The organism is Pseudomonas sp. RP-B7 (assembly GCF_059803535.1).
This window is the reverse complement of sequence record NZ_JAPFHC010000003.1, coordinates 256860-278247: the sequence shown is the minus strand read 5'-3', so window position 1 is coordinate 278247 and position 21388 is coordinate 256860. Positions and strand designations below refer to the sequence as shown.

The following is a 21388-nucleotide window of genomic DNA, read 5'->3' as shown; positions in this document are numbered from 1 at the left end:
CACCTTGATCGTGCGATCAGAAGCGGGTGAAGTCCGCTTCGTCCGGGGCACTGGCCATGGTGTAGGCGAATGCCTTGCGCGGTGCCTGTGGTTTGGGCTGTGGCTGCTGGCGGTTAGGCTTGCTGCCGGGGCTGTCCACGCTGCTGCTTTGAACCGCGGCCTTGGGCGCCGAATCCAGCACGAAGAAGCTCATGGCCTGTTGCAGTTGCTCGGCCTGGCTGCTCATTTCTTCGGCCGTGGCCGCCAGTTCCTCGCTGCTCGAGGCATTTTGCTGGGTCACCTGGTTGAGCTGGGTCATCGCTGTGTTGATCTGCGCGACTCCGGCCGCCTGTTCCTCGGACGCGGCGCTGATTTCCTGCACAAGGTCGGACGTCTTGTTGATGGAAGGCACCATTTCGTCGAGCAACTTGCCGGCTTTCTCGGCCATGTCCACGCTGCTGGAGGACAGCTCACCGATTTCCTGGGCGGCTACCTGGCTGCGTTCAGCCAGCTTGCGCACTTCGGCGGCGACCACTGCGAAACCCTTGCCATGCTCGCCGGCCCGGGCGGCCTCGATGGCGGCATTGAGCGCAAGGAGATTGGTCTGGTAGGCGATGTCATCAATGATGCTGATGCGCTGGGCGATTTTCTTCATCGCCACCACCGTCTGCTGTACCGATTCGCCGCCCTCGGTGGCTTCCTTGGCGGCCTTGCTGGCCATGCCATCGGTGACCTTGGCGTTTTCGGTGTTCTGGTTGATGCTGGCGCTCATCTGCTCCACCGACGCACTGGTTTCCTCGACGCTGGCGGCCTGTTCACTGGTGGCCTGGCTCATCGATTGCGCGGTGGCGCTGACCTCCTCGGAGGCGCTGGCCAGGTTATCGGCGGCATTGCGCACTTCGCCGATGATATGTGCCAGCTTGCCGACCATGTTGCGCATGGCGTTGAGCACCATGCCGGTTTCATCTTTGCCACCGGGCTCGATATGGGCGTTGAGGTTGCCTTCAGCCAATTGCTCGGCAGCGCTCGCGGCCTGGCGCAACGGGCGGGAAATGATCCGTGCGATGAATACCGCCAGGCCCAGGCCGATCAGCAGGGCCGCGACCAGTACCGCGATGATTGACACACGTGCGCTTTCATACAGCGCCGAGCCTTTGTCGCCGGCGGCGCTCGCGCCGGCGTCGTTGAACTCGACCATTTTCTGCAGCCGAGCGGTCACCTCATCGAAATACCCCCTGGATTCTCCCCTGAGCAAACCGCTCGCCTGGGCGTTCTGGTTCTGGCGAGAAAACTCAAGCACCTGCTTGCTGCTTGCAAGGTAGGCGTCCCAAGCGCTTTTGACGCTGGCCAGGAGTTGACGGTCTTCATCGTTGGACAGCAATTGCTCGTAGGTGCCCATGCGGGTTTCGAACTGCTGGCGCGCTTCGGTGGCTTCGTGTTCGGCCTGGACCTTTTCCTCGGGAATTTCGGTAGCGATGTGGCGGTTTTCTTTCAAACGGTAGTTGGCGGCAAAAAAACGCATGCCGGCGGCTGCGCGCATGGAGGGCATCCAGTTGCCCTTGATGTCCTGGGCCGCATGGTTGACCTCACCGAGCTGGTGGATGGCGAAGCCGCCCATCGCCCCGGTGAGCACCAGGACCAGCAGGAACGAGCTGATCAACTTGGTGGAAATCTTAAGATCGTAGAACCATTTCATCGGGGAACCTCCATGGAATTGCAAATGCGTCAGCGGGCAACGACCGGTGGCGACTGAGGCGCCGGGGTTGTGCGGGCTTCCAGTTGTACGATTTGGTTGAGCAGTACTGGTACATCCAGAATCAAGGCCACCGCGCCGCTGCCCAATATGGTCGAGCCGCTGATGCCGCGCAGTGCGCCGAACAACTTGCCCAGGGGTTTGATCACGGTCTGGAACTCGCCGAGCAGGTCATCGACCACCAGCCCGGCCTTATGCTCGGCATTGCGCACTACCACCACATTCTGACGTCGGGCGACCGGGCCTTCGTGATTGAAGTGATCGCGCAGGTGCACCAGTGGCAACACTTCGCCACGCAGGTCCAGATATCCCGTGTCACGGCTGGACTGGCGCAGGTCTTCATCCAGCTCGATACACTCCTGGACCATGTCCAGCGGAATCACATAGGTGGATTGGTCGATGCCGACCATGAACCCATTGATGATCGCCAGGGTCAGCGGCAAGCGAATGCGCACCACGGTGCCCTTGCCGGGGCGGCTGTCGAGGTCGACGGTGCCGCGCAACAAGGTGATATTGCGCTTGACCACGTCCATGCCGACGCCGCGCCCGGACAGGTTGGTCACGGCCTCGGCGGTGGAGAAACCCGCTTCGAAGATCAGGTTATAGATCTCCTGGTCGGTGAGCAGCGCACCACTGGCCACCAGCCCGCGTTCCTGAGCCTTCTGCAGGATGCGGTCGCGGTTGAGCCCGGCGCCGTCGTCGGCGATCTCAATGACGATGCTCCCCGAGTCATGGTAGGCATTGAGGCTCAGATGGCCCTTCGCCGACTTGCCGGCCGCACGCCGCGCATCGGCGCTTTCGATACCGTGGTCCATGGCATTGCGCAATAGATGCATCAGCGGGTCGCCGATCTTCTCGACCACGGTCTTGTCCAGTTCGGTTTCCGCACCGCTGATGATCAGTTCGATGTCCTTGCCCAGTTCCTGGCTGATATCGCGCACCACGCGGCGGAAGCGGTTGAACGTGTCGCCGATGGGGATCATGCGCAAGTGCAGGGCGCCATCGAGGATCTCTTCCACCAGCCCCGAGACCGTCGAAGCCGCCTCTTGCAACGGGTCATTGTTAGAGGAGCGGGCCAGCAGGTTAGCGCCGGCGCTGGCGATCACCAACTCGCCGACCAGATTGATCAACTCGTCGAGCTTGTCGGCGTTGACGCGCACGTAATTGCCGTCGCGGGTTTTCACCTCACTGGGCGCCGGACGCGGCGATGCTGCTGGCATAAAGGCGGGTTCGGCCTGGGTGACCAGGTCGCGAGCGATGGCCGCCGTGCCCTCAGGCGCTTCGTCTACGGCGCTGATCTGCACTTCACAGTCATCACGCACAAAGTCGAATACCTCCTTGAGGGTGGCGTGGCTGGCCGTCGAGCGCAGGTCAATCTCGAAGCCCAGATAGCAGCTTTCCGGGTCCCAGCTGGCGGCGGGCGGAATGTGCTGAGTCAAGGTGGTGACCTGCAACAGCGTGCCCAGGGTGTCGAGGTAACGCAGGAACGACAACGGGTCCATGCCGTTGCGGAAGACATCCACGCCGAAGCGCAGGTCAATATGCCAAAGCACTTCCACCGCCGCGTCGTCGCCCACCTCAGCGGTGTCGACGCTGACAGCGGTGGTTGGCAGCGGCGAATAGGCACTCAGTGCCTCGCGCAATGCCTCACCGCGCTCCAGCGCGGCGGGCGTCGGCGTCTCACCGCGGTCGGCGACCACTTCGATCAATTCGAGCATGTGGTCACCGCACTTGAGCAGCAGTGCGATCAAAGCGGCGTCCACCGCCACACTGCCTTCGCGCAGGTGGTCGAGCACGTTTTCGACGATATGCGTGAACCCCACGATCGACGCCAGACCGAATAGGCCCGCCGAACCCTTGATGGTGTGGGCGGCGCGGAAAATCGCGCCAATGGCATCCTGGTCGGCGGGCTCGCTTTCCAATTGCAGCAGGGATTGCTCCATGTCCTGCAACAGCTCGCGTGCCTCAACGATGAATGTCTGCTGTGCCTGATCGAGATTGATGCTCACCGGACCTTTCCTTGTCGATCAAAAAACGTGGGAAGCGCTGACTATGAGGCCTCACTGCGACACAGTTGGAGCGCCTGGATGACCACCTGGCTCTGGCCGGTCACGCTCAAGCCTGTACCGCTGATGCCGGCCTCACGCCGGATGACCGCGAGCAACTGCAAGCCGGCGCCATCCATTTCCGTGACCTGGGACAGGTCCAGCTCAAGGCGTGGCGACGCGCCGATCTGCGGCAGCAGCGCACCTGCCAGTTCCGCGACGGTGTAAATCGTCAGCTCACCGTCAATGCGCACGCGGGCAGTGTCGTCGAAGGTGTCGATGGTGATCGGCATGGGAGCCTCCCTGGCGCCGGGGTTCAGGGCAGTATCAGTTTGGACACCGCTGCCAGCATCTGCGCCGGCTGGAACGGCTTGACCACCCAGGCCTTGGCGCCAGCGGCCTGACCCTCGGCCTTCTTCGACTCCTGGGACTCAGTGGTCAGCATGATGATAGGCGTGAACTTGTAATTGGCCAGCTTCTTGACCTCCTTGATGAAGGTGATGCCGTCCATGTGGGGCATGTTCACGTCGCTGATGATCAGGTGCACCTTCTGCCCGGTGAGCTTGCCCAGGGCATCCCGGCCGTCGCAGGCTTCGATCACGTCGTAACCGGCACTTTTCAAGGCAATACCGACCACCTGCCGCACACTGCTGGAGTCGTCGACCACTAATACATTCTTCGCCATGAGGTACTCCTAAAAGAAAGTAATGTCTTGAGAATTGTGCTGCGCGGCCGCATCGCCATGGTGGATGCGCCGTTGCTCGTCGGTGGCATAGGTGGCTTCCATGCGCGCCAGCCACTGCCGGGCGTCGACGGCGACCGCCTGGTCGGGGGCCAGGCTGGCTTGCAGGAGGTGCTCATGCAAAGCGTGCATGTTGTCGCGCACGTGACTGAGGATCTGGCTGACCCGATCCTGGAATTGCAGGTTGACCAGCACTTCGGTCATCTCATCGCGGATGCCGTAGCTTTCCTGCTTGAGCAGGTCGGCGGAGTCGGCCAGACGCCCGGTGATGTTCTGGAAGCGCTCGAGCACCACTTGAATACTGTTTTCGGATTCGGCCACCGAATGGCTGTCCTGGTCGGCGTTGCTGGACGCAGCGTGCACCAATTGCGTAATGGCGTTATTGATGATGTCGACCTTGGCCGACATCTGCTGGCCGGTTTCACTGGATTTGCTCGACAGGCTGCGCACCGCATCGGCCACCACCGCGAAGCCACGACCGGCCTCACCGGCCCGCGCCGCCTCGATGGCTGCGTTGAGGGCCAGTAGGTTGGTTTGTGCAGCAATCGCGGCCACATCAGCGGCCATGGTGCGCAGTTCGCCGGTGTAGGCGGTCAGGCTGCGGACCTGGGCCAGGGTTTGATCACGGCTGCTTTGCGTGGCCTTGAGCGAGTTGATCACCTGGCTCAGTTCACTGTCGCTGCGTGCCAGCGCCTCAAGCGGCCCATCGGCGGCGTGCCCATCCAGCTCTCCGGCAGCGTGCTGCGAGGCCTGTACCGTTTCCTGCAAGCGCGTAGCGATCCCGGTAAACCGGTTAGCCAGGCTCACAATCGCTTCTTCGGTCTGATGGCGCGAGCTTTCCACCTGCTTGGCCCAGATCGGCATGGCGCCCAGCAACACCTCATCCAGCTGCGCCCGCGAAGCCATACCGTTGCGCGCCGCGCCCGCGTCGGCCTGAGCCGCCTGCACCTGCGCGATGCCTAGCTGCACGGCGTTACGCTGCGAACTCGCACTCCAGGCGCAGGCACCGAGGCCGATCAGCACCAGTACCGCGCAAGCCGCCAGGTTGGCCGCAGAGGTTGATTGCACCAGTGTCCAAATCACGGCAGGTACCACCGGGATCAAAGCGAACCAGCGAAAACGCGGATGAGCGAGAGGGGGAGTGCGGCTGGATTGACGCTGGGTCATGAGTTCGATCCTTGAACTGTGTTGCGCGTGGAAATGACATACGAGTTATCTGCGCCGTGCGTCACAACTTTAGACAACCTAAGTGCCATCTGTCTGATTTATGACCAGCAGGCGACTGTTTCTCGGATGTACTCACCGCGCCCAAATCTCGCATGAGCCACACCAACGACACCAGCAGGGACAGCTTGCTCCACGAAGGTATTCTTGGCGACTAAAGGCGCCAGTGTCTTAGCGTAGATCTTAATCACCAGGCGCGCTCAAGCCCGAGCGATCTACCGCCTAGCGTTCAGCCACGCAACCGGGCGCCTTGCTATACCGCCGTCGTAACCAGAGCCCGGCCCTCGAACACCTAGGCCGGAAGAGAGGAGGAGGGTGATGCCTGTTCGTGGTCGGCCTCGGCCCACTTCAACATGCCATCAAGCACCGGACAAAGCTTTTGTCCCCAAGCCGTCAGGCGGTAGTCCACTCGAGGTGGTTTTTCGTCGTAGACGGTACGTATCACCAGCCCATCTTGCTCCAGCCCCCGCAGTTGTTGAGCCAGCATTTTTTGAGATATGCCACTGACCACGCGTTCGAGATCTGAAAAGCGCTGAACCTTGCCATCGAAGAGATGAAACAAAATGACCAGTTTCCATCTGCCGCGCAGTAGTGCAAGTACGGCATTGACATCTTCGGCAGCTGAATCAGGCGTGTAGACCTTGTTATGGCTCATTGGTAGTCACTTACTTTTTCGTGCGTTCTTGTCGAGTTTGGCTGAGGCGCTGATCATGAGTAGCACTTGTCTATCAGGAGAATAACTCGATGAGTATTAGTCGGCATCCAGCCATTGAAGCCTATTTTACAAGTGAGACCGGCACCGACGTCGGCACCTTAAACACAGTATTTACGCAGGATGCGACAGTCCTGGATGAAGGAAAAACCATCGTGGGTATTGATGCCATCACCGCATGGAGAGCGGCAGCGAAAGCGAAGTACCAATACACGGCCGAACCCGTGGACAGTCAGGAGGATGAGGCAAAGTCGGTGATCAGCGTGCGGCTCTCCGGTAATTTTCCCGGCAGTCCTGCGGTAGTGACATACACCTTCAGTATTCATGATGGAAAGATAAACGCCCTGGAGATTGGTTGATGACTGCCGGCGTGGCCCGCTCGAGGTCATGCCCACGCTTTTCGACCAGGTAAGCCAAAAACCGGTCTGCAAATGTGTGGCGAAAGTCATGTGCAGAAAGTGTAGGCAACAACCCCGGCTGAGCCAGCTCAATGGTCAGAAACAGCCGATCAAGGACGTTCGACAACGCGCGGATCGACAGCGGGCGGCCACGATTCGAGATGAACAAATAGCGGTACAGCAATTTCATCGGTTTTCCGTTACGCAAAGGGCGCCGTTCGCTCTGGATATAGCGCTCGTAGACCTCATACAACTGTGCGGAGATGCCTACAGTTCGCCCATGTGTTTTGAGCGCAGGCTCTTCGACGCGCGGGTCGGCGGAATCATGCTCGCGATCATTTATGCTGACATAGGCGTGCTGAGAACCTTTTAGGCGTCAACAACGAATTCGTCGAATCAGTGGCTTAGGCAGCTCATGAACATTTATGACATGGCCTGTCGTTTAACATAATATACATTATGCGTAATACAATACACACCCAACAGGGGCGTTACAGGCCAGATTGCAAATCTCAAACCAAGGGTTACTCCCTGGCCAATGGCAATCCTCTCAACCCTCAACTCTTCTCGCTTCAAGGACTGTGTGCAGTGGTCAACTAATCCCGTTAAGTTTTTTCTCGGCCTGAGCCGGGCCCAGCCCATCGTTGAACTGGTGCGCTCGAATCCAGTTGTACCGATGCATCAGGTGATAACTGATGTAGTGATACTCAAAAAAAAGGCGCTCCGAAGAGCGCCTCATTGTTCACCTTACTGCTCGCTGACCGGCTTAGAGTCAGTAGACTCAGCCGCTCCGATCATGATGCGCTTAGGCTTCGCCTCCTCCGGTACAACTCTGAGCAAATCAATATTCAGCAAGCCGTTGGCGAGCTTCGCGCCCTGCACCTCAATGTGATCCATCAAGCGGAACGACAGCCGGAACGCCCGCTGAGCGATACCTTGATGCAGGTAGGTGACATCTTCGTTGCTTTCTCGCTTATCACCAGCGACCGTCAAAACGCCTTTTTCAACCTGGATGTCTAAATCCGCCTCAGCAAGGCCTGCCACCGCGATGACAATTCGATAATGGTCATCGCCGTGCTTTTCGACGTTGTGGGGAGGATAGGAAGTTCCAGCCTCAGTGCGAAGCGCCGATTCGAAAAGGTCATTGAAACGGTCAAAGCCGACCGAATGGCGGAAAAGTGGGGCCAACGAAAGAGTAGTAGCCATTGCTAAATCTCCTGAGTTTTCTCCAAGTGATTTGAGACGTGACCCTCATTCGGCATCACGTAAAACCCTAGGTAGGAACAGAAGACAAAAATTCAAGGGCGTTCGGAAAAATTTCCCTACGCAATAATCTTTATTTGTAATTTCGTGGCCTTTCAACGACATAGCAATGTTTGGGGCTCGGCGCTTTTGTAGTGCGTAAATCCGCAAGCATCGGTTACCCCTCAAATGTCAGGGGCTCCGGCCGGTAATTATGCCGTTGACGCGTGGTGGGTTATTTCGTGAATAAACGCCTTTCAGCCTTGGCAATACTGACAAAAAGGCGCCCTGACCCGCCTGACGCTATTCAAACAAGTTATAACTAAACTAAATAGTCATTTAGTTTAGTTATAATCAACCTACAATCTGAAACGATCCACCGACTGCGAAAGCTCCCCCGCCAACGATGACAATTCATCCGTCGTCGACGCAGTCGTGGCAATCACTCGGCTATTACTCTCCGACATGCCCGCAATCATCTCCACTTGATGGGCGATTTCATTGCTGGCCAGGCTTTGTTCGCCGATGGTGCGGGAGATGTCGTTGACCAACTCGGTGGTGCTCAACGTGGCCTGCAAAATCTCGCGGATGGCCCGTTCGACTTCCGCCGTCACCGCCATGCCTTTATCCACCTGTGCGACGCCCTCCTCCATGCTGGTCACTGCTTCCCGGGTGTTTTGCTGGATGCGTGCGACCATGCTGGCAATTTCCTGGGTGGACGTGCTGGTGCGGCCTGCCAGGCTGCGCACTTCATCGGCGACCACCGCGAAACCCCGTCCCTGTTCGCCGGCGCGGGCTGCTTCGATCGCGGCATTCAACGCCAGCAGGTTGGTTTGGTCGGCGATGCCCTTGATCACTTGGATAATGCTGAAAATCGCCTCGGACTCCTTATCCAGCGTACGGATAACCTGGGCCGATTGCTGCGCCGAGCGGGCGATGCCGTCCATGTCACTGACGACTTGATGAATCACCCGGCCGCCGTCCTTGGCCAAGGACTCGGCCTGATGCGCCATATTCAACGCACGACCGGCGTGCCGGGTGATTTCCTCGATGCTGGCGGTCATTTCACTCGCCGCTGCCGCCATGGTGCTGGCCGCCGCGCTTTGTTGCTGGCTGCTGCCGGCCACTTCATGGCAGCCGTGGCTGAGTTTTTCACTCATGCCGTTGACGCCATGGGCGTTGCTGCGCACCACTTCGATCATGCCGCGCAAGTCGCGCTGCATGGTGGCGAGGCTGCGGATCAATGTGCTGGCTTCATCCTTGCGCGCCGGTTCGACAATCGGCTCGCTCAAGTTGCCTCGGGCGATGCTGGCGGCAATGCGGCTGGCGGCCTGCAGCGGCCCCATAATGCTCAACATGACCCAGCGGCCTTGCGCCAGCAGCAACAACAGGCTGGCAATCAGCACGGCGCCCAAGGTCAAGTTGGCGTTGCTGATCGTCTGTCGCGTGCCGACGCTGGTTTGTTGGGTGTTGGATTCGATCAGTTCGCTCAGGCCTGCCATTTGCTCTTCAAGCTGAGTGAAGGCGCTATTAAAGGTGCCCAGTTGCTCGCGTGCCGCTTCCGGATTGGCCAGGGCCAGGGTGACGATGCGCTCGCCGGCACTGATATAGGTGTCGAGGCTGGGTTTGATTTTTTCCAGGCTGGCCCTGAGCGAATCATCCAGCGGCAGCTTGAGGTTGTCCGCCAGGACCTGGCGAAAGTGCTCGGCGTGTTCCTTCAGCGAGCTGTTGACCTCGGCCTCGGTACTGGTGCTTTTGCCCAACCCCACCAACATCGCCGACAACACGTCCGCCCGCAGCGCGTCGTGCATCATGTCGGCCTCCATATGATTGCGCAGCACCGTCATGCTCTGCTCATTGTCCTGCACGGCGCTGCTCATCCGGCTGTTACCCACGTAGCTGGCCAGGCTCATGATCAAGGCGGTAATCAAGCCTGTCGCAATCAACAGCATCAAGCGTAGTTTAATCGTCATGCTGGTATCCCCGTGCCTGGCCGCCAATTGGGCTTCGCCTGAACTGTTATCGGCATCAATTGCTTGTTATTGAAGCCTAAGTTTGCGGATTTGCGCGGATACCTTAAGCTGGCCGGCCCTTGCTTGGCTGGAATAGCCCATGTCTCGAAGTATTGCTCGCCTCGCCCTGCTCCTGGGCTTGATCACCGCCGTCGGCCCGTTCGCCATCGACAGCTACCTGCCCGCGCTCCCCACCCTCGGCGCCAGCCTGCAAGCCTCGCCGGCTGCGGTGCAGATGAGCCTGACCGTGTTCTTCATGATCATCGGCGTGTGCCAGCTGTTCTATGGGCCGATCAGTGATGTATTCGGGCGCAAACCGCCGATTTACGCCGGGCTGGTGATTTTTGCGGTGGGCAGTGTCGGTTGTGCGCTGGCCCCGAGCATTGAAGTGCTGATCGGCTTTCGTGCGCTGCAGGCGTTTGGCGCCTGTGCAGGGATGGTGATTCCCCGGGCGATTGTGCGCGATCTGTACACCGGCCACGAAGCCGCACGCCTGATGGCCTTGCTGATGCTGGTGATGAGTGTTTCGCCGATTCTTGCGCCGCTGGCCGGCAGCGTGGTGATTTCGATCTGGAGTTGGCGCGAAGTGTTTGCACTGCTCGCCGCGGTAGCCGTGGCGTGCCTGGTGATGACGGTCGTGCAGTTGCCCGAAACCCATCCCGCCGAACGGCGCCTGGGCAAAAACCTGGGCAACGCGTTTGGCAGTTACGGGGCGCTGCTGCGTGATCTGCTCTTCACCGGGCTTTCGGTCGTCAGCGGGTTCGGCCTGGCCACGTTCTTTGTATTCATCGGCAGCGCGCCGTTCGTGTATATCGAATACTTCGGCCTGACCCCCACCCAATTCAGCCTGTGTTTTGCGCTGAATGCGGCGTCGTTCTTTGCCATGAGCCAACTGACCGCACGCCTCAGTGCGCGCTTTGGCCTCGCATCGGTGATTCGTTGGTCAGTGGTGGCAGTGGCAAGCGTATTGGGCACGCTGGCCGTGACCACACTGTGGGTCGACAGCCTGCCGTTGATGATGACGCTACTGTTCATCGGTTTCGGTTTTCTCGGCCTGTTGCTGCCGGCAGCGGGCGTTTTGTCCCTGGAGGACCACGGCGCGGTGGCGGGTTCTGCCTCTGCACTGCTGGGGGCGATTCAGATGATCACTGCAGCGGTGTCCATGACCGTGGTCGGCGTGTTTGCTGACCATACGCCGGCGCCAATGTTGATCGGCATTGCGCTGTGTGCCGTCGCGGCGCTGCTGGTGACCCTGTGGACGTTACGCCGCTTGCCCGCTCACTTGAGCAGTGCCCCACCCTCCTCCTGATCCCGGGCAAGGCCCATCACAAATCAAACCGATCCACCGCCCGGCGCCGCTCGTTGTCCTCGCGCACGTCATAGCTGGCGGTGGTCTGGATATTGGTGTGGTGCGCCAGTTTCTGCGCAATCGACAGGTCATGCTCCTCGATCACCCGCGTGATAAATGAGCGGCGGAAATCATGGGGCATGATCTTCACGCCGACTTGCTCACCGCGCTGGCGGGCAATGTAGTAGATCGCGTGCTTGGTGATGCGTTCGCGGGTGATGTGGCTGCCCCGGCGGATGCGGTTGAACAGGAACGTATCGTCGCTCTCGCCTTCTTTAAGCTGTTCACGCCGAAAATCCAGCCACGCCTGCAATTTGGCAAAAGCCCAGGCCGGCGCGTACTTGATCAGTTCCTTGTTGCCCTTGCCGATCACCCGCAAGCTGCGCTCTTCGAAGTTGATCTGCGCCAGGTCGAGGTTGACCGACTCCGACTTGCGCATGCCCGAACCGTACAAAATCCCGATCAGCGCCGCATCGCGCAGCCCTTGGGGGCGTGGGTCGGCGGCGCAGACGTCCATCATCTCGCGGATCAGCGTGCGCCGCAGGTTGCGGCCCTGGCTCAGGCGCGTACCCGGCGTGGCCTTGACCGTGCGCATGCGCAACAGGTGTTCCTGGCTGATCAGGCTGAGGCGCCAGGCTTCATTCATCACGCCGCGCACTGCGTTCACGTACAGCGAAGAGGTGTTCGGCGCATAGCCGTCCTCGCGCAAGGCGGCGACCAGGGCGATCACATGTTCAGGTTGCAGCAGGTGCCAGTCGATGTCTTCGAGGTTGATGTCCTCGAAACCCAGGCGGTCGGCGGCGTCCTGCAGCACGTAGCGCATGGTCAGTTGGCTGGAGGGGGCCAGGCGGGTGAGGTAGAGGGTCAGAGGATTGCGAATGGACTCAGTCAAAATAGATCAGCCTTTGGATTAAATACCTCGAACAAGCCATTGTTTAATCGAGGTATTTAGTGAATTGGCGGGGGCCGAGTCTAACCCAGCAACGGCCCTCGCACAAAGTCACGGCGCGACGTCGTCACCCTCGACAGAATCTTGCGGCTGGGTCTGGGTTTGGGTCTGGTTCCATTCGGTGTCCTGTTTCTGCATCAGGGCAAACCAGTGTTGGCGCATGAAGGTCAGGTACGCCTCGGGGGCCTTGGCGAAGTCTTTTTCTTCGCTATAGCAACCCGGCAGCGGCAATTCGGTGCCCTGCTCCTTGTACTGGCTGACCAGCGCCTGCTGGGCGGCCACACTGCAATCCTTGGGCAGCGGCATGCCGCGCAGTGCGCCGGCCTCCTCGTCCCACCAACTGGCGCCATAGCGGTCGACGCCGCGCAGGCGGTATTTCTGGGATTTGCCCACGTGCATGATCAGCTTGAATTCATTGGGGCTCACGTCACTGGTGCAGGTACGCGAATAACCCACGGTGGCCTGGGTGATGCCATCACCGGACAGGTCGGTGACCTTGGTGGCATCCCGGTCGAAGCGCAGCGCCGCGTCGAATTCGCAATGCTGCACATCGTCGTAGAGCATCCACACGCGCTTGGGCCGGTTGCCATCGAGCAAATATTGCGCGGCATAGACAAATGCCGATTGGGTGCCATCGTCGTCGCGCTCGCTGAGTTGCTCGGCGAGTACCAGCAGGTTTTTGCCCTGGCGATCGTCCCATGTGTACGCGGCGATCTGCTTGCCGCGCACTTCGACCCCATCCGGCAGTTGCTCAATGCTGGTCAGCGCTACCCCAGCATCGGCCCGCACCGTCGTGACACACGCCACGGTCATCAACAACCCCATCAACACTGGCCGTAAAAGCTGCACGCTATTCATCCGATTACCCTGGCAAGAGAGCGCTTACTTTACCGGCACTTGGGGGGTATTGCAGAGAAGATTGTTGAATAAAATCGGTTACGGGCCCCTGCACGCGAGCGCTCGGCGCGGTGTGTGAATCTTCTAGCTGAACACGGGCTGTCTACCTGTCAAATAAACGAGTTTTTCATATGCCTTTCATATTCGTACCACATTTTTGCGCTTAATCTTGGCCTCAGGACTTGAGAGCGAACCGCGACTTCCCCGACTAACCTGTTGATTACCCTTTATCTTTGCGTTTTGTGAGCTTTACTTAAATCGCCACCATGGAAGATCCAACACCGTCTCAGGAAAGTCGAATGAATACGCCACTCCACCTTGTGTCAAGTCAGGCACGGCGCTGCCCGCCACTGATGACTGCTGTTTTCACGTTCCAAGTTGCTCTAGCCCCGAGGTCATGAATCTTTGAAACCCTACCCTATTCATTGTGTGTCGATCGTTATCCCGGTCTACAACGAACAAGAGAGCCTGCCTGAGTTGCTGCGTCGCACGACCGCTGCGTGCAAGCAACTGGCTTACGAATACGAAATCATCCTGGTGGATGACGGTAGTCGCGACAAATCCGCCCAAATGCTCGAAGACGCAGCTGCCGAAGATGGCAGCAACGTGGTTGCGGTAATCCTCAATCGCAACTACGGCCAGCACGCGGCGATCATGGCCGGTTTCGAGCAGTGCCGGGGCGAGGTGGTGATCACCCTCGACGCCGACCTGCAAAACCCGCCTGAAGAGATCCCGCGCCTGGTGGAGCAAGCCGCCCTGGGTTACGACGTGGTTGCCACCGTGCGCAACAATCGCCAGGACTCGGCCTTCCGCCGCTGGCCGTCGCGCCTGATCAACCTCGCGGTACAGCGCTCTACCGGCGTGGCCATGACCGACTACGGCTGCATGCTGCGCGCCTACCGCCGCACCATTGTCGACGCCATGCTCGCCTGCCGTGAACGCAGCACCTTTATCCCGATCCTGGCCAACGGCTTTGCCCGGCACACCACGGAAATCCTGGTGCACCACGCCGAGCGTGAACACGGCGAATCCAAATACAGCGCCATGCGCCTGATCAGCCTGATGTTCGACCTGCTGACCTGCATGACCACCACCCCGCTGCGCCTGCTGTCGATCGTCGGTTTCAGCCTGGCCGGCCTCGGCCTGCTGTTCGCCCTCGCGTTGATCGTGCTGCGCCTGGCCTTCGGCGCCCAATGGGCCGGCGATGGCATGTTCGTATTGTTCGCGGTGCTGTTCATGTTCACCGGTGGCCAGTTCATCGGCATGGGGCTCTTGGGTGAATACCTGGGCCGCATGTACAGCGATGTGCGCGCCCGCCCACGCTTCTTTATCGAAAAAGTGCTGCGCAACACCCCGGCAGCACCGGCCCCCGTCGTCGTCGTTGACGGCCTGGTGTCCTCCCATACCACTTCTACTTCTCCTTCCGATCAGGTTTCGTCATGAATTCAAAAGCCGTTGTCTTCGCATACCACGATATTGGCTGTGCAGGTATTGAAGCCCTGCTGACTGCCGGCTACGACATTGCGGCGGTGTTCACCCACGCCGATGATCCCAAGGAAAACAATTTCTACGGTTCCGTCGCCCAACTCTGCGCCCGCAACGGCATCCCGGTACACGCACCGGAAGACGCCAACCACCCGTTGTGGATCGAGCGCATCGCCAAGCTGAACCCGGAGTACATCTTCTCCTTCTATTACCGCAACCTGCTGAGCGAGCCGCTGTTGGCCACTGCCAGCAAAGGCGCGTTCAACCTGCACGGCTCGCTGCTGCCGAAATACCGTGGCCGCGCACCGGCCAACTGGGTCCTGGTCAACGGCGAAACCGAAACCGGCGTGACCCTGCACCGCATGGTCAAGCGTGCCGATGCCGGCGCAATCCTGGCCCAGCAAAAAGTGCTCATCGAGCGCACCGACACCGGCCTGAGCCTGCACGCCAAACTGCGTGATGCCGCCACCAACCTACTGCGCGACGCCTTGCCGCAACTGGCCGCCGGCAAACTGAGCGAAACCGCCCAGGACGAAAGCCAGGCTACCTACTTCGGCCGCCGCACCGCCGCCGATGGCAAGCTGGACTGGAAAAAACCCGCTGAACAACTGTTCAACCTGGTCCGTGCCGTGACCCAACCTTACCCAGGCGCCTTCTGCGCCGTGGGCGAGCACAAGCTGATCGTGTGGCAGGCCGAGGTGGTCAAGGGCAATGAAGGCCTCGCCCCAGGTCGCGTGATCAGCGTCAACCCGCTGCGCATCGCCTGCGGTGAAGACTCCCTGGTGGTCAAGTTCGGCCAGCGCAACGAGAACGGCCTGTACCTGGCCGGCCCATCCCTGGCCGACGAACTGGGCCTGGTCGATGGCTCTGTACTGCGCGGCGCCGAGTCCGGCCGCAAGCCACGTCGTACCCGGGTACTGATCCTGGGTGTGAACGGTTTCATCGGTAACCACCTGTCCGAGCGCCTGCTGCGTGACGATCGCTACGAGATCTACGGCCTGGACATCGGCTCCGACGCCATCGAGCGCCTGCGCAGCCACCCGAACTTCCACTATGTGGAAGGCGACATCAGCATCCACACCGAGTGGATCGAGTACCACATCAAGAAATGCGACGTGGTCCTGCCGCTGGTGGCCATCGCCACCCCAATCGAATACACCCGCAACCCGCTGCGCGTGTTTGAACTGGACTTCGAGGAAAACCTCAAGCTGGTGCGCTACTGCGTCAAGTACAACAAGCGCGTGATCTTCCCGTCGACCTCCGAGGTCTACGGCATGTGCCAGGACCAGTACTTCGACGAAGACACCTCCAACCTGGTGGTCGGCCCGGTCAACAAGCAACGCTGGATCTACTCGGTCTCCAAGCAATTGCTGGACCGCGTGATCTGGGCCTACGGCGACAAGGGCCTGAAATTCACCCTATTCCGTCCATTCAACTGGATGGGCCCACGCCTCGACCGCCTGGACTCGGCCCGTATCGGCAGCTCCCGCGCCATCACCCAGTTGATCCTCAACCTGGTGGAAGGCACGCCAATCCGTCTGTTCGACGGTGGCGAACAGAAACGCTGCTTCACTGACATCGCCGACGGCATCGAAGCACTGGCACGCATCATCGACAACGACAACGGCGTGTGCGACGGCCAGGTGATCAACATCGGCAACCCGGAAAACGAAGCCAGCATCCGTCAACTGGGCGAAGAGCTGCTGCGCCAGTTCGAAGCCCACCCACTGCGCGGCAACTTCCCGCCGTTCGCCGGTTTCCGCGACGTGGAAAGCAAGGCGTTCTACGGCACTGGCTACCAGGACGTGGCGCACCGCAAGCCAAGCATCGAAAACGCCAAGCGCCTGCTGAACTGGGAGCCAACCGTTGAGATGAGCGAAACCATCGGCAACACCCTGGACTTCTTCCTCAAGGAAGCCATGCTCGAAATCGCGGACAAGCGCTGATGCAGGCAGGTCTTCGCATTGACGTCGACACCTACCGTGGCACCCGTGAAGGTGTGCCGCGGTTGCTCGAATCCCTGGATGAAGCGGGGGTGAAGGCGACGTTCTTCTTCAGCGTTGGGCCGGACAACATGGGGCGCCACTTGTGGCGCCTGATCCGCCCGCAGTTCCTGTGGAAAATGCTGCGTTCCAATGCGGTCGGCCTGTATGGCCTGGATATCTTGCTGGCCGGCACCGCCTGGCCGGGCAAGCCGATTGGCCGCGACCTGGGGCATTTGATGCGCCAGGCCAAGGCCGCCGGGCATGAAGTCGGCCTGCACGCCTGGGATCACCACGGCTGGCAGGCCAATACCGGGCGCTGGAGCGAGGCGCAGTTGGTGGAGCAGATCCGCCGGGGCGTCGACACCCTCAGCGACATCCTCGGTGAGCGCATCGACTGTTCCGCCGCCGCCGGTTGGCGCGCCGATGAACGTGTGGTGCAAGCCAAGCAAGGTTTCAACTTTCGCTACAACAGCGATTGCCGGGGCACCAGCCTGTTCAGGCCGACATTGGCCGATGGCAGCGCGGGCACTCCACAAATTCCGGTAGACCTGCCGACCTTCGACGAAGTCGTCGGGCCGGTGGTAGCTGCCAAGGATTTCAATGGGTTCATCCTTGACCGCTTTGCCGAGTCGAAGCTGAACGTCTACACGATCCACGCAGAAGTAGAAGGGATTCTGATGGCCAACGATTTTCGCCAATTGCTCGCCCAGGCAGGGCCGCGCGGCATCGACTTCAAACCCCTGGGCGATTTGTTGCCTGCGGACCTGACCACCCTGCCCCAGCAACAGCTGGTGCGCGGCGCCTTGCCCGGCCGTGAGGGTTGGCTCGGAGTGCAGCAGGCATGATCCGGCGTCTGGCATTGCCCCTATTGCTGTTGGCCTTTGGTGTGTTCTACCTGTTGCCGCTGGCTACCCATGGCCTGTGGATCCCGGACGAAACCCGCTACGCCCAGATCAGCCAGGAAATGCTGCTGACCGGCAAGTGGGCATCGCCGCACTTCATGGGCATCCGCTACTTTGAAAAACCGGCGGCGGGCTACTGGATGATCGCGCTGGGCCAGGCGATCTTCGGGCAGAACCTGTTCGGCGTGCGTTTCGCCTCGGCGTTGAGCACCGGCCTGAGCATCCTGCTGGTGTACCTGGTGTCGCGCCGGCTGTGGAATGATCCGCAGAAAAGCCTGGTCAGCAGCGTGCTGTACATGAGTTTTGTCAGCGTCGCGGCCCTCGGCGGTTATGCCAACCTCGATCCGCAGTTCACCTTCTGGGTCAACCTGACCGGCGTGGCCTTGTGGTTCTGCTTCGACACCACCACGCGCAATGGCCGCTTGGCCTCCTGGGCGCTGTTGGGTTTGGCCTGTGGCATGGGCTTTATGACCAAGGGCTTCCTGGCCTGGCTGCTACCGGTGCTGATCGCCCTGCCCTATGCCATCTGGCAGAAACGTTTGCGTGAACTGCTGGGCTACGGCCTGGTGGCCGTGGCGGTGGCGGTTGTGGTCAGCCTGCCGTGGGCGTTGGCGGTGCACCTGCAAGAGCCTGACTACTGGAACTTCTTCTTCTGGCACGAGCATATCCAACGCTTTGCCGGTGACGATGCCCAGCATGCCGAGCCGTTCTGGTACTACCTGCCGCTGCTGGTGGCGTTCTCGCTGCCGTGGGTTGCGCTGCTGCCATCCACCCTGAAACAGGCGTGGTTGCAAAAACGCCTGCCGAAAACCGCGTTCCTGCTGTTGTGGCTACTGATGCCTCTGGCGTTCTTCAGCCTGGCCAAGGGCAAGCTGCCTTCCTACATCATGCCGTGCCTGTTGCCGCTGGCCTTGTTGATGGGCTCGACCCTGGCCGACAAACTCGCCGAGGGCCGCAGCCGCGCACTGCGCATCAACGGTTGGTTGAACCTGGTGGTGGGCATCGTCGCGTTGCTGGCACTCACGTGGTTCCAATTGAAAAAGCCGGTGTACGAGCCGGGCCAGGAAACCCTCAGCCTGGTGCTGGTGTTCGTGTTCCTGTTCGGCTGGATCATTGCCAACCTGTTACAGGCAGCGCGCCCCCTGAAACTGTGGGCCGCACCGGTGCTCGGCAGTTGGTTGCTGGTGGCACTGGTGCCCGCCGCACTGCCCCATTCGGTGGTCTACAACAAGACCCCGGACCAATTCATCATCGATCACCTGCAAGCCCTGCGGCCGGCCACGGCACTGCTGAGCAATGACCTCGGTGCAGCATCGGCCCTGTCCTGGCGCCTGGCGCGGCCGGACGTGACGCTCTACAACACCGTCGGCGAAGTCAAATACGGCCTCACCTACCCGGATGCGACTCATCACAAGGTCGACACCACGCAGGTCCAGGCATGGATGAGCGATGCGCGCAAACAAGGTCCGGTCGGCGTGGTGATGCGCGTTAAAGGTGACGACGAAATCGCCGAAGTTGCACTGCTGCCAGACGACGGCCAGCGCTTTGAACAAGGCAACATCGTGATTCTGATCTTCCCGCAGGTTGCTCCATGATCACCCTGCTCCTGTTACTGACCGCCTGCCTGCTCACGTGCATGGGCCAGGTCTCGCAAAAATTCGCCGTGGAAAGCTGGCGCGACCTGCCGGACGGTTGGGCGCTGAAACTTCGCTCGCCGTGGCTGTGGGCCGCATTGGTGTGCCTGGGCCTGGGCCTGCTGGTGTGGTTGCTGGTGTTGCAGCGCCTGGAAGTCGGTATCGCCTACCCGATGCTCAGCCTGAACTTTGTGCTGGTCACGCTGGTGGCACGTTTTGTCTTTCATGAACCCATCGATGGCCGCCATTGGTTCGGCGTGGCGCTGGTGATTGCAGGTGTTGTGCTGCTGGGGCGTCAGGTATGAGCCGCGTGCGTGGTTTTGCCCTGGCCTTGGCCAGCGTCGGCCTGGTCAGCGCGGCCCAGTTGGGCATGCGCTGGAGCATGACGCGCCTGCCGCTGCCCCACGAATGGCTGAGCACGCCGATCGATCTCGGTGCCCTGGGCGTGGTGATCCTGGCGATCTTCGCCTATGCGCTGTCGATGCTCTGCTGGCTCGGCGCGCTCAAGCACCTGCCCCTGGGCCGTGCCTATTCATTGCTGAGCATCAGCTACGCCCTGGTGTACCTGCTGGCGGCCAGCCTGCCGGTGTTCAACGAACAGTTTTCGCTTTCAAAAACCCTGGGGGTGGCGCTGGTCATCCTCGGAGTTCTGGTTATCAACTCCCACCGTGCTAGCCCCGCAAGCTCCAGGAATGCCCCATGAAAATCAGTGTATTTGGTAGTGGTTACGTCGGTCTGGTGCAGGCCACCGTATTGGCCGAAGTCGGTCACGATGTCATCTGCATGGACGTCGACAAGAACAAGGTCGAGTCGTTGCAAAAGGGCCATGTAACCATCTTTGAGCCGGGGCTGGCGGCGATGGTCAAGGAAAACCTGGAAAGCGGGCGGCTGCACTTTACCCATGACGAAAAACTCGCGGTCGAACACGGCGAAGTGTTGTTTATCGCCGTGGGCACGCCCTCGGACGAAGACGGCTCGGCGGACTTGAAATACGTGCTGTCGGTGGGCGATGCCGTGGCCCGTCACCGTGTCGACCCAGTGATCCTGGTGGAAAAATCCACTGTGCCCGTCGGCACCGGCGACACCCTGCGTGCGCACATTGAGAAAGCCCTGCACCTCGCTGGCCGGCACCTGGAATTCGATATTGTCTCCAACCCGGAATTCCTCAAGGAAGGCTCGGCAGTGGCCGACTGCCGCCGCCCGGACCGCATCGTCATCGGCTGCGAGCGCGAAGAAGTGCGCGAGGTCATGCGCGACCTGTACGCGCCGTTCAACCGCAACCATGACCGCATCATCTTCATGGACCTGCGCAGCGCCGAGCTGACCAAGTACGCCGCCAACTGCATGCTGGCCACCAAGATCAGCTTTATCAACCAGATCGCCGAACTGGCCGAACACCTGGGGGCCGACATCGAAGCCGTGCGCCTGGGCATCGGCGCCGACTCGCGCATCGGCTACCACTTCATCTACCCGGGCTGCGGCTACGGCGGCTCGTGCTTCCCCAAAGACATGCGTGCCCTGATCCACAGCGCCAAGGAAGCCAATTGCTCCAGCGACCTGTTGGAAGCCGTGGAAGCGATCAACCAGCGCCAGAAGAGCAAGCTGTTCGAACGCGTCAATGCATTCTTCAAAGGCAACCTCAAGGGCAAGACCTTTGCCATCTGGGGCCTGGCGTTCAAACCCAACACCGACGACATGCGGGACGCGCCCAGCCGTGTGCTGATGGAAGCCCTGTGGGCCGCCGGTGCCAACGTGCGTGCATTCGACCCGGAAGCCATGCAGGAAACCCAGCGCATCTACGGCGACGACCCGCGCTTGATGCTGATGGGCACACCGGAGTCCACCCTCAGCGGCGCCGACGCGTTGATCGTCTGCACCGAATGGCAGCAATTCAAGGCGCCGGACTTTGATTTGATCCTCCAGCGCCTGAAAACCCCGGTGATCTTCGACGGCCGTAACCTCTACGACAGCGAGCGCCTTGCGCGCAAAGGCTTCCAATACTTCCCGATCGGCCGTGGCGACTCCTGCCAATTGCCGATTCCCCAGCAACAGTGGGTGCCGCAGGTTGTGGAAGCCTGATA

Annotated in this window: 19 protein-coding genes and 2 pseudogenes; 9 read left to right on the top strand and 12 right to left on the bottom strand. The window is 60.4% G+C overall.

The window, feature by feature from the left end; translation table 11 throughout:
* Positions 1 to 16 precede the first annotated feature (16 nt).
* The 6 genes from OPU96_RS05685 to OPU96_RS05660 form a co-directional block, all read right to left on the bottom strand.
* Positions 17 to 1675: a methyl-accepting chemotaxis protein gene (locus OPU96_RS05685; protein ID WP_498558811.1), complete on the bottom strand. Its 1659-nt coding sequence runs from the start codon at positions 1673 to 1675 to the stop codon at positions 17 to 19.
* A gap of 29 nt (positions 1676 to 1704) precedes the next feature.
* Positions 1705 to 3741, bottom strand: a complete 2037-nt coding sequence (locus tag OPU96_RS05680) for a chemotaxis protein CheA (RefSeq protein WP_498558810.1) — start codon at positions 3739 to 3741, stop codon at positions 1705 to 1707.
* A gap of 41 nt (positions 3742 to 3782) precedes the next feature.
* Positions 3783 to 4070, bottom strand: coding sequence for an STAS domain-containing protein (locus OPU96_RS05675; protein WP_498558809.1), 288 nt, complete (start codon positions 4068 to 4070; stop codon positions 3783 to 3785).
* Between the two features lie 23 nt (positions 4071 to 4093).
* Positions 4094 to 4462 (bottom strand): response regulator, encoded by a 369-nt coding sequence (locus OPU96_RS05670; protein ID WP_192300086.1) that lies wholly within the window; start codon positions 4460 to 4462, stop codon positions 4094 to 4096.
* A gap of 9 nt (positions 4463 to 4471) precedes the next feature.
* Complete coding sequence (locus OPU96_RS05665) at positions 4472 to 5383, bottom strand: methyl-accepting chemotaxis protein (RefSeq protein WP_498558826.1); 912 nt, start codon at positions 5381 to 5383, stop codon at positions 4472 to 4474.
* A 652-nt stretch (positions 5384 to 6035) separates the two neighbouring features.
* Positions 6036 to 6398, bottom strand: coding sequence for a winged helix-turn-helix transcriptional regulator (locus OPU96_RS05660; protein ID WP_498558808.1), 363 nt, complete (start codon positions 6396 to 6398; stop codon positions 6036 to 6038).
* A gap of 89 nt (positions 6399 to 6487) precedes the next feature.
* On the opposite strand from OPU96_RS05660, the gene OPU96_RS05655 reads away from it, so the two are divergent.
* Positions 6488 to 6814, top strand: coding sequence for a nuclear transport factor 2 family protein (locus OPU96_RS05655; RefSeq protein ID WP_498558807.1), 327 nt, complete (start codon positions 6488 to 6490; stop codon positions 6812 to 6814).
* Here OPU96_RS05655 and OPU96_RS05650 read toward each other — a convergent pair.
* The 4 genes and pseudogenes from OPU96_RS05650 to OPU96_RS05635 all read right to left on the bottom strand — a co-directional run.
* Positions 6771 to 7223: pseudogene (locus tag OPU96_RS05650) on the bottom strand (tyrosine-type recombinase/integrase); the annotation flags it as partial. The gene OPU96_RS05655 and the pseudogene OPU96_RS05650 sit on opposite strands and share 44 nt — an antisense overlap.
* Positions 7224 to 7600: 377 nt before the next feature.
* On the bottom strand, positions 7601 to 8059 hold the full coding sequence (locus OPU96_RS05645) for an Hsp20 family protein (protein WP_498558806.1): 459 nt from the start codon (positions 8057 to 8059) through the stop codon (positions 7601 to 7603).
* A gap of 395 nt (positions 8060 to 8454) precedes the next feature.
* Positions 8455 to 9180 carry a methyl-accepting chemotaxis protein gene (locus OPU96_RS05640; protein WP_498558825.1) on the bottom strand — a complete coding sequence of 242 codons (726 nt, stop codon included), beginning with the start codon at positions 9178 to 9180 and terminating at the stop codon, positions 8455 to 8457.
* A gap of 132 nt (positions 9181 to 9312) precedes the next feature.
* Positions 9313 to 10068, bottom strand: a pseudogene (locus OPU96_RS05635) (MCP four helix bundle domain-containing protein); the annotation flags it as partial.
* 139 nt (positions 10069 to 10207) lie between these two features.
* Between OPU96_RS05635 and OPU96_RS05630 the strand changes: the two are divergent.
* Positions 10208 to 11416 (top strand): multidrug effflux MFS transporter, encoded by a 1209-nt coding sequence (locus tag OPU96_RS05630; protein ID WP_498558805.1) that lies wholly within the window; start codon positions 10208 to 10210, stop codon positions 11414 to 11416.
* Positions 11417 to 11432: 16 nt separating this feature from the next.
* Here the strand turns inward: OPU96_RS05630 and OPU96_RS05625 are convergent, their stop codons facing one another.
* Positions 11433 to 12347, bottom strand: coding sequence for a site-specific integrase (locus OPU96_RS05625; RefSeq protein ID WP_192300071.1), 915 nt, complete (start codon positions 12345 to 12347; stop codon positions 11433 to 11435).
* A 108-nt stretch (positions 12348 to 12455) separates the two neighbouring features.
* Positions 12456 to 13262: a M949_RS01915 family surface polysaccharide biosynthesis protein gene (locus tag OPU96_RS05620; protein ID WP_463983738.1), complete on the bottom strand. Its 807-nt coding sequence runs from the start codon at positions 13260 to 13262 to the stop codon at positions 12456 to 12458.
* A gap of 444 nt (positions 13263 to 13706) precedes the next feature.
* On the opposite strand from OPU96_RS05620, the gene arnC reads away from it, so the two are divergent.
* Genes arnC through OPU96_RS05585 form a run of 7 tightly spaced genes read left to right on the top strand, consistent with a single transcriptional unit; the run spans position 13707 to position 21386 of the window.
* Complete coding sequence (arnC, locus tag OPU96_RS05615; protein ID WP_226456781.1) at positions 13707 to 14744, top strand: undecaprenyl-phosphate 4-deoxy-4-formamido-L-arabinose transferase; 1038 nt, start codon at positions 13707 to 13709, stop codon at positions 14742 to 14744.
* The gene (arnA, locus tag OPU96_RS05610; protein WP_192300068.1) at positions 14741 to 16732 is read left to right on the top strand and encodes a bifunctional UDP-4-amino-4-deoxy-L-arabinose formyltransferase/UDP-glucuronic acid oxidase ArnA; all 1992 of its coding nucleotides are present in this window, start codon (positions 14741 to 14743) and stop codon (positions 16730 to 16732) included. The genes arnC and arnA overlap by 4 nt, the downstream gene beginning before the upstream one ends.
* Positions 16732 to 17616 carry a 4-deoxy-4-formamido-L-arabinose-phosphoundecaprenol deformylase gene (arnD, locus tag OPU96_RS05605; protein WP_498558804.1) on the top strand — a complete coding sequence of 295 codons (885 nt, stop codon included), beginning with the start codon at positions 16732 to 16734 and terminating at the stop codon, positions 17614 to 17616. Before arnA ends, arnD begins: the two co-directional genes overlap by 1 nt.
* The gene (arnT, locus tag OPU96_RS05600; protein WP_498558803.1) at positions 17613 to 19268 is read left to right on the top strand and encodes a lipid IV(A) 4-amino-4-deoxy-L-arabinosyltransferase; all 1656 of its coding nucleotides are present in this window, start codon (positions 17613 to 17615) and stop codon (positions 19266 to 19268) included. Before arnD ends, arnT begins: the two co-directional genes overlap by 4 nt.
* Complete coding sequence (gene arnE / locus OPU96_RS05595) at positions 19265 to 19612, top strand: 4-amino-4-deoxy-L-arabinose-phosphoundecaprenol flippase subunit ArnE (RefSeq protein WP_192300065.1); 348 nt, start codon at positions 19265 to 19267, stop codon at positions 19610 to 19612. Before arnT ends, arnE begins: the two co-directional genes overlap by 4 nt.
* Positions 19609 to 20010, top strand: a complete 402-nt coding sequence (gene arnF / locus OPU96_RS05590) for a 4-amino-4-deoxy-L-arabinose-phosphoundecaprenol flippase subunit ArnF (RefSeq protein ID WP_226456784.1) — start codon at positions 19609 to 19611, stop codon at positions 20008 to 20010. Before arnE ends, arnF begins: the two co-directional genes overlap by 4 nt.
* A complete protein-coding gene (locus tag OPU96_RS05585) occupies positions 20007 to 21386 on the top strand; it encodes a UDP-glucose dehydrogenase family protein (RefSeq protein WP_226456785.1) in 1380 nt (459 codons plus the stop codon). The genes arnF and OPU96_RS05585 overlap by 4 nt, the downstream gene beginning before the upstream one ends.
* Positions 21387 to 21388 lie beyond the last annotated feature (2 nt).